Genomic DNA, 7,737 nt, shown 5'->3' on the forward strand with positions numbered 1-7,737 from the left:
TGGCGCGGACTCGCAGAGTCCACGCTACAGTTCTACCTTTGCCCCCCTTACAATCCGCTTCCCCGCAAGATATGTCCCTCAAACGGTCCACCGTCAAAGAGCTCCTGGCCAGCCAGGACCTCGACCGCGAAGTCCTCGTCAAAGGCTGGGTTCGCTCCCGCCGCGGCAACAAGTACGTGCAGTTCATCATCGTGAACGACGGCTCCACCATCCACACCATTCAGGCCGTGGCCGCCGCCGAGAACTTTCCGGAGGAAACCCTCAAAGACGTAAGCAACGGCGCCTGCGTGGCCATTCGGGGCCAGCTGGTGGCCTCGCAGGGCAAAGGCCAGGCGGTGGAAATTCAGGCCACCGAAATCACCGTGCTGGGCACGGCCGACGCCGAAACCTACCCCCTGCAAAAGAAAGCCACCTCGCTGGAGCACCTGCGCGAGATTGCCCACCTGCGCCCCCGCACCAACACCTTCGGGGCGGTGCTGCGCGTGCGCCACGCGCTGGCCTTTGCCATCCACGACTACTTCAACCGCCACGGGTTCTACTACGTGCACACGCCCATCATCACCGGTTCCGACGCCGAGGGCGCGGGCCAGATGTTCCGGGTGACCACGCTGCCGCCCGAGCACCCGCCCCGCACCGCCGACGGCTCGGTGGACTTCTCCGAAGACTTTTTCGGCAAGCAAACCAACCTCACCGTGTCGGGCCAGCTCGAAGGCGAGCTGGCGGCCATGGCCCTGGGCAGCATCTACACCTTCGGCCCCACCTTCCGGGCCGAAAACTCCAACACCGCCCGCCACCTGGCCGAGTTCTGGATGATTGAGCCCGAAGTGGCCTTCAACGAGCTCGAAGAAAACATGGACCTGGCCGAGGATTTCCTCCAAAGCCTGGTGCGCTACGCCCTCGAGCACTGCGCCGACGACTTGCAGTTCCTCAACGACCAGTACGACAAGGAGCTATTGGGCCGCCTCAACTTCGTCATCGACAACGCCTTCCAGCGCCTCACCTACACCGAGGCCGTGGAAATCCTGAAATCGGCCAAGCAGAAGTTTGAATTCCCCGTGGATTGGGGCACCGACCTGCAGAGCGAGCACGAGCGATACCTGGTGGAGAAGCACTTCAAGAAACCCGTCATCCTGACCAACTACCCGAAGGAAATCAAAGCTTTCTACATGAAGCTGGACGACGACGGCCGCACCGTGCGCGCCATGGACGTGCTGTTTCCCGGCATCGGCGAAATCATCGGCGGCTCGCAGCGCGAGGAAGACTACACCAAGCTCACGACCCGCATGGCCGAAATGCACGTGCCTGCCGACGAACTGGACTGGTACCTCGACACCCGCCGCTTCGGCACGGCCCCGCACGCCGGCTTCGGCCTGGGCTTCGAGCGCCTCGTGCTGTTCGTGACGGGCATGAGCAACATCCGTGACGTGATTCCCTTCCCGCGCTATCCCAAGAACGCGGCGTTTTAGGTCTTATCTTATTCAAATACAGCAAAAAAGCGGCATAACAAGCCGCTTTTTTTGTTGCCCTATACTATGTAGAAATGAAATATTCATGAAGTAAGGTGGCTTTGTGGTAATTTGAGAACGTTTTTTCTTTTCACCCCCTTTCCCCTTTCCAACTCATGCGTAAACATTTTCTCTCTTCCCGAGCGGCCAAACGCGCCGGTAGCGCGTTGCTGCTGCTAATCCTTGGCCGCGCCGCACAGGCGCAAACTCCGGTCACCGTTACGATTGGTGCGGGTACTTCCGCCAGCGCCACCAACGTGCTGCTAAGCACCAGCACCACCACCAACAAGTACGCACGTACCATTTCCATCTTTTCGGCCGCCGAGCTTACCGCCGCTGGCGCTGTGCCGGGCAACATCGTTAGCATTGCCTGGTTCAAGGGCGGCACCGGGGAGCTCACCAGCGCTGACTCGCAACTCTCGGTGTACATGAAAAGCACCTCGGCCACAAACCTGGGCGGCGACCCCGTGACCTGGGCCACCGAAGTAGCCACCGCCACGCCCGTCTACACCAACCTCACGCTGTCTATGCCCACGGGCACGGGATTCAAAACCTTCGCACTGAGCACGCCCTTCGCCTGGAACGGCACCAGCAACGTGGAAGTGCTGGTGGACTGGTTCCGCAACGGAACCCCCACCGCCGACATCAGCTGGCAGTACACGGCCGTGACCGCCGCCTCGGGCGTGCACGCCACCCAAGTCAACAGCGTGGTCATTCCCACGGTGCGCTACGCCGCCAACCGGCCCAATACGCAGTTCGTTATCAGCCGCACCGGGCTGGCCAGCCGTGAAAACCGCGAGGCTGCCCTGGTGAGCCTCTACCCCAACCCCGCTCGCCAGCTGCTGAATGTACTGGTGCCCGCCGAACTCACCCACCAATCCGTGGCCACCACCCTCATAAACGCCTTGGGCCAGGTGGCCCACCGGCAGGTGCTGCCCGCCGGCCCGGCCGGCGCCCAAGGCCAACTCGACATCAGCCAACTGGCCGCGGGCGTTTACACCCTGCAACTCGCTACTGGCACGGCCTTTATCTCCAAGCGCGTAATCGTTGAGTAAGCCTCCTGTCAGCTACCACAAAAAGGCCCTGCTTTTCAGCAGGGCCTTTTTGTGGTAGCTAGCAAAGTCGAATTAGTCGCGGCGGGAGCGGCCGTGGCCGTTGTTATTGCCGTGGCCGCGGTTGTCTTCATAACGGCCTTGTGGGTACGCTTCGCGGTAGGCCCGGCGGACCTGGCCCGGCGGAATGGCGCGGCGCGGCTGCACCACCACCACGCGACGCGGGTACCTGTCGCGGTGGGCATTCACAAACACCCAGGGCTGACGGCCCCGGTAGTCGAGAATGACCGGGTGAAAGGCGTAGGGGTCGTAGTACGAAGGCGGCAGCGCCACCCACTGCCCGTTCTGAAACACGATGTATTGCTGGGCATACAGGTCGTAGTACCCATCAATTTCGGGAATGTAGTAAAACTGCGTGCCCTGCGGCACGGGCGGGCCCCAGGCAGGTGGGCCATAGGTCTGGGCCTGGGCGGCGGGCGGCGCGGTCAGCACCAGCAGGCCCAGCAGCGCGGCGCACAAGAACTTAGAGAGCGTTTTCATCGGTTTAGAAAAGAAACAAGACAACACTCCGATTGCAAGGAAGATGCCAAACGCCCGGCACAACAAAGCCCCGCAGGGTGGGCGAGGCTTTGCGTAAGTAACTGAAAGCAGGTGAGCTTAGTGCTTGCCTTTGCCGTGGCCTTTTCCATGGCCATGGTCGTCGTGGTCACGGTCATTGTAGCGGCGGTCGTCACGATAATAGCTGCCCATTTTCTTGGCTTGGCCGGGGGGGAGGCCGCCGTTGCTGGGGTTGGCGCGGTAGCCGTATTTTTTGGCCTGGCCGGGGGGCATGCCCTTGCGGTAGCGGCCGTCGCGGTACCGGTCGTCGGTGGGCACGCGGTCGACGATGACGGGGTTATTGCCGCCGATGATGACCGTGGGCTGGGTCTGGGGTTGGGGCGCCGGCTGCGAAGCGGGCGCGTTTTTGTCGAGCCACGGCGGCAGCTTGACCTGGGCCTGGGCCGGAACTGCGCTCAGGGCCAACAGGCCAACCAAGGAAGCGCAGAGAATATTAGGGAGCTTTTTCATGAGACCGAGCAAAAAACAAGGGTGAATAACCTGGCATACGCAAGGACAGTGCCAGGCTGCGGATGCGTCCTTGTACGCCGTAAAACTCCCGGCGTTGGTATTGGTCGGGAGGCCGCCAGCAGCATTTGAAAAAGCCGGGCACAAAAGTGCGCCCGTGGATGTTGTTCGCCGACGCCCCACCGGCTGCCGTATTCCACGGCGGTCTATTTCTCGTTAGCCTGCGGCAGGCGTTTCCCGTACTTTTGCAGAATTATTCGCTGCGTTCCTGAATGGCCAAAAAATCCACTGCTACCCCGGTTGCCACCGCCCCCAAAGCCAAAGCTGCCGCTCCGAAAACCACGGTCAAAAACGGCGCTTCCGCCGTTGCGGCCGATACGGCTGCCGCCGTGCGCGACATCGCCGAAATTCCGGCTGCCGGGCCCACCACCGGGCACGTGCACGGCCAGCTCAACGGGCACAGCCCCGCCTCGCAGCACCTCGAAGCGCCCTTCATTGAAGTGTACGGCGCTCGCGAGCACAACCTCAAGAACGTGAGCGTGCAGATTCCGCGCAACCGCTTGGTGGTGTTCACGGGCATCTCGGGCTCGGGCAAGTCGAGCCTGGCGTTTGACACCATTTACGCCGAGGGCCAGCGGCGCTACATGGAGACGTTTTCGGCCTACGCCCGCAGCTTCATGGGCGGGCTGGAGCGGCCCGACGTGGACAAGATTGAGGGCCTGTCGCCGGTCATCAGCATCGAGCAGAAAACCACTTCGCGCAACCCGCGCTCCACGGTGGGCACCATCACGGAGATTTACGATTTTCTGCGCCTGCTCTATGCGCGTACCGCTGAGGCCTTCAGCTACGCCACGGGCAAGAAGATGATTCGGCAGAGCGACGACCAGATTATCAACTACATCCTCAAGCACTTCGACGGCAAGAAGCTGGTGGTGCTGGCGCCGGTGGTGAAAGGCCGCAAGGGCCACTACCGCGAAGATTTCCAGAAGATTGCCAAGCTGGGCTTCGCCAAAGTGCGCGTCGACGGCGAGATTCTCGACATCACGCCCAAGATGCAGGTGGACCGCTATAAAATCCACGACATCGAAATCGTGATTGACCGGCTGGTGGTGAAGGAGGAAGACCGGTTTCGCCTCAGCGGCTCGGTGCAAAATGCCCTCACGCACGGCAAGGGCACCATGCTGGTGCTCGACCCCGACGCCAAAAAAGCCCAACCGCAGTTCTTCTCGCGCTTCCTGATGGACCCGGCCACCGGCATTGCCTACGACGACCCGGCGCCCAATACGTTCTCGTTCAACTCGCCCTACGGCGCCTGCCCCACCTGCAACGGCCTGGGCGAGGTGCAGGAAATCACGGAAGACAGCGTGCTGCCCGACCGCAAGCTGAGCATTGCGCGCGGCGGTATCGCGCCGCTGGGCGAATTCCGCGACATCTGGATTTTTCAGCAGCTCTCGCTCATCCTTAAAAAGAACAAGGCCACGCTAAACACGCCAATTGAAAAGCTGCCCGAGGAGCTGCTCAAGCGCCTGCTGCACGGCATTTCGGAAGACGAGGCCGACAGCGGCAAAGGCACGTTCACGGAGCCGTTCGAGGGCATTATTCCCTTCCTGCGCCGGCAGATGGACTCGGAGTCGGATAACATCCGGGAGTGGATTGCGCAGTACGCACAGGCCCAGCCCTGCCCCGAATGCCAGGGCTTCCGCCTCAAAAAGGAAAGCCTGCACTTCAAGATGGACGGCAAGCACATCGGCGAGCTGTCGGTGATGGATTTGAACGAGCTGGCCGGCTGGTTTGAGGGCTTGGAAAGCCGCCTGACCGAGCGCCAGAATGTGATTGCGCGCGAGCTGCTGAAGGAAATTCGCAAGCGTATCGGCTTCCTGCTGGAAGTGGGCCTGGATTACCTGAACCTGCACCGCCCGGTGCGCACGCTGAGCGGCGGCGAAAGCCAGCGCATCCGCCTCGCCACCCAGATTGGCACCCAGCTCGTGGGCGTGCTTTACATCATGGACGAACCCAGCATCGGCCTGCACCAGCGCGACAACGAGCGGCTCATCAAGGCCCTGCAGCACCTGCGCGACATCGGCAACTCGGTGATTGTGGTGGAGCACGACAAGGACATGATTCTGCACGCCGACCACGTGCTCGACATCGGGCCCGGTGCGGGCATTCACGGCGGTCACATTGTGGCCTCGGGCACGCCGCAGGAGATTTTCAACTCCGGCTCGCTCACCTCGCAGTACCTCAGCGGCCAGAAGCACATCGAAATTCAGAAGAAAAAGCGCAAGGGCGAAGGTGCCGAGCTGATACTGAAGGGCGCCAAGGGTAACAACCTCAAAAACGTGACCCTGAGAGTGCCGCTGGGCAAGCTGGTAGCCGTGACGGGCGTGTCGGGCTCGGGCAAGTCCACGCTCATCCACGACACGCTGTACCCGATTTTGAACCAGCATTTCTTCAACTCGAAGAAGGAGCCGCTTGCTTACGGCAGCATCGAGGGGCTGGATTTGGTGGACAAGGTGATTGAGGTGGACCAGTCGCCCATCGGCCGCACGCCGCGCTCGAACCCGGCTACCTATACCGGTGTATTCACCGAAATCCGGCAGCTGTTTGGCGAGATGGCGGAGGCGAAAATACGGGGCTATGGGCCCGGCCGCTTCTCCTTCAACGTGAAGGGCGGGCGCTGCGAAACCTGTGAAGGCGCGGGCATCCGCACCATCGAGATGAACTTCCTGCCCGACGTGCACGTGCCCTGCGAAACCTGCAAAGGCCGCCGCTACAACCGCGAAACGCTGGAAGTGCGCTTCAAAGGCAAGTCCATCACCGACGTGCTGGACATGACGGTGGAAAAGGCCGTGGAATTCTTCGAGTTCCAGCCCCGCATCCTGCGCAAAATCAAAACCCTGAACGACGTGGGCCTGGGTTACCTCACGCTGGGCCAGCAGGCTACTACGCTCTCGGGCGGCGAGGCCCAGCGCGTGAAGCTGGCCACCGAACTCAGCAAAAAGGACACCGGCAAGACGTTCTACATCCTCGACGAGCCCACCACCGGCCTGCACTTCGAGGATATTAATCACCTCGCCGACGTGCTCCAGAAGCTGGCCGACAAGGGCAACACCGTCCTCATCATCGAGCACAACCTCGACCTGATTAAAGTGGCCGACCACGTCATTGACATCGGCCCCGAGGGCGGCGCGGGCGGCGGCACCATCGTGGCCCAGGGCACGCCCGAGCAGGTGGCCAAGGCCGGCAAGGGCCACACGGCCCGCTTCCTGGCCGAGGAGTTGAAGACCAGCAAGTACGCTTCGGCATAGCGGAAGCTAGGCATATTGTGAATGAGGCCGGCAAGTGGTTATTTGCCGGCCTCATTTCGTTTCGTCCGATGCGTGCATTGCTACTGTTTCCATTTCTGGCGGTCCTGAGCGCCGCCCGCCCCGCCGCGCCCGCGGCCGGTACCCGCTTCGAAGGCAAGTTCACCAACGGGCTCAAGGGCAATACCCTGAGCTTCGTGCTGGCGCCCGACGGCAAAACCATCAGCGACCTCACCTTCAAAGGCTACTGGCGCTGCGATGGAAAGCTGGAGATGCTGGGCGGTGCCGGCCCCAGCAAAGGCACCTTTGCCGTGAGCAACGGCACCATTGCGGGCCGTATCTGCGAGCCGCCCACTGGCGGAGCCACGGCCTGGTGTTTCGATTTGGGCGGCAAGATTGCGGGCAAAACCGCCACCGGCCGTTTCCGCATGAACATCAACGCCCTGCGCTGCGACTCCTACGAACTGCAGTGGGAGGCCGTGGCCGTGGGGCCGGCCAAGTAGCGCAACGGGCCGCTTGCCCTTGGCTTAGTGAGTGGCTGCTTGCGGGTGATGCTTCTGCTCATACTCCCGCATTAGCCGACGGTAGCGCCGGCCGTACAGCATCATGAAAGGGAAGATGAGGATGAATACCGTGCGGCTGAGCCAAGAATGCGGAAACACCAGTGCCAGCACGATGCCCAGGGCAAACACCGCCGAGGGAATCAGGGGCCGGCCCAGGTCCAGGTCGGGGAGGGAGCGGGCCTCGGGGTGCACGTAGCCGCGCCTGGGGTTGGCTAGGCTGCGCTGCATCAGCAGCTGGAGCAGGCCC

General features: G+C 62.1%; 7 protein-coding genes. 4 read left to right on the forward strand and 3 right to left on the reverse strand.

What is annotated here, in order from left to right; genetic code table 11:
* Positions 1 to 71: 71 nt before the first annotated feature.
* Together asnS and JAO73_RS08920 are read left to right on the forward strand one after the other, a co-directional pair.
* Positions 72 to 1,466 (forward strand): asparagine--tRNA ligase, encoded by a 1,395-nt coding sequence (gene asnS, locus JAO73_RS08915; protein WP_198976713.1) that lies wholly within the window; start codon positions 72 to 74, stop codon positions 1,464 to 1,466.
* A gap of 155 nt (positions 1,467 to 1,621) precedes the next feature.
* On the forward strand, positions 1,622 to 2,560 hold the full coding sequence (locus JAO73_RS08920) for a T9SS type A sorting domain-containing protein (protein ID WP_198976714.1): 939 nt from the start codon (positions 1,622 to 1,624) through the stop codon (positions 2,558 to 2,560).
* Between the two features lie 72 nt (positions 2,561 to 2,632).
* Here the strand turns inward: JAO73_RS08920 and JAO73_RS08925 are convergent, their stop codons facing one another.
* Both JAO73_RS08925 and JAO73_RS08930 read right to left on the reverse strand, forming a co-directional pair.
* Positions 2,633 to 3,097, reverse strand: a complete 465-nt coding sequence (locus JAO73_RS08925) for a hypothetical protein (protein WP_198976715.1) — start codon at positions 3,095 to 3,097, stop codon at positions 2,633 to 2,635.
* Positions 3,098 to 3,214: 117 nt separating this feature from the next.
* Positions 3,215 to 3,625: a hypothetical protein gene (locus JAO73_RS08930; protein WP_198976716.1), complete on the reverse strand. Its 411-nt coding sequence runs from the start codon at positions 3,623 to 3,625 to the stop codon at positions 3,215 to 3,217.
* A 269-nt stretch (positions 3,626 to 3,894) separates the two neighbouring features.
* Here JAO73_RS08930 and uvrA point away from each other — a divergent pair, with 269 nt between their 5' ends.
* Both uvrA and JAO73_RS08940 read left to right on the forward strand, forming a co-directional pair.
* The gene (gene uvrA / locus JAO73_RS08935) at positions 3,895 to 6,930 is read left to right on the forward strand and encodes an excinuclease ABC subunit UvrA (protein ID WP_233168967.1); all 3,036 of its coding nucleotides are present in this window, start codon (positions 3,895 to 3,897) and stop codon (positions 6,928 to 6,930) included.
* Positions 6,931 to 6,998: 68 nt separating this feature from the next.
* The gene (locus JAO73_RS08940) at positions 6,999 to 7,430 is read left to right on the forward strand and encodes a hypothetical protein (RefSeq protein ID WP_198976717.1); all 432 of its coding nucleotides are present in this window, start codon (positions 6,999 to 7,001) and stop codon (positions 7,428 to 7,430) included.
* 24 nt (positions 7,431 to 7,454) lie between these two features.
* Here JAO73_RS08940 and JAO73_RS08945 read toward each other — a convergent pair.
* A partial coding sequence (locus tag JAO73_RS08945) for a hypothetical protein (protein WP_198976718.1) occupies positions 7,455 to 7,737 on the reverse strand: 283 nt, incomplete at its 5' end.

The sequence above is a fragment of the Hymenobacter miniatus genome, from assembly GCF_016427455.1.
Taxonomy (GTDB): Bacteria; Bacteroidota; Bacteroidia; order Cytophagales; family Hymenobacteraceae; genus Hymenobacter; species Hymenobacter armeniacus.

Coding starts and splice junctions, on each gene's coding strand:
- asnS (WP_198976713.1), top strand. CDS start 72: ATGTCCCTCAAACGGTCCACCGTCAAAGAGCTCCTGGCCAGCCAGGAC.
- JAO73_RS08920 (WP_198976714.1), top strand. CDS start 1,622: ATGCGTAAACATTTTCTCTCTTCCCGAGCGGCCAAACGCGCCGGTAGC.
- JAO73_RS08925 (WP_198976715.1), bottom strand. CDS start 3,097: ATGAAAACGCTCTCTAAGTTCTTGTGCGCCGCGCTGCTGGGCCTGCTG.
- JAO73_RS08930 (WP_198976716.1), bottom strand. CDS start 3,625: ATGAAAAAGCTCCCTAATATTCTCTGCGCTTCCTTGGTTGGCCTGTTG.
- uvrA (WP_233168967.1), top strand. CDS start 3,895: ATGGCCAAAAAATCCACTGCTACCCCGGTTGCCACCGCCCCCAAAGCC.
- JAO73_RS08940 (WP_198976717.1), top strand. CDS start 6,999: ATGCGTGCATTGCTACTGTTTCCATTTCTGGCGGTCCTGAGCGCCGCC.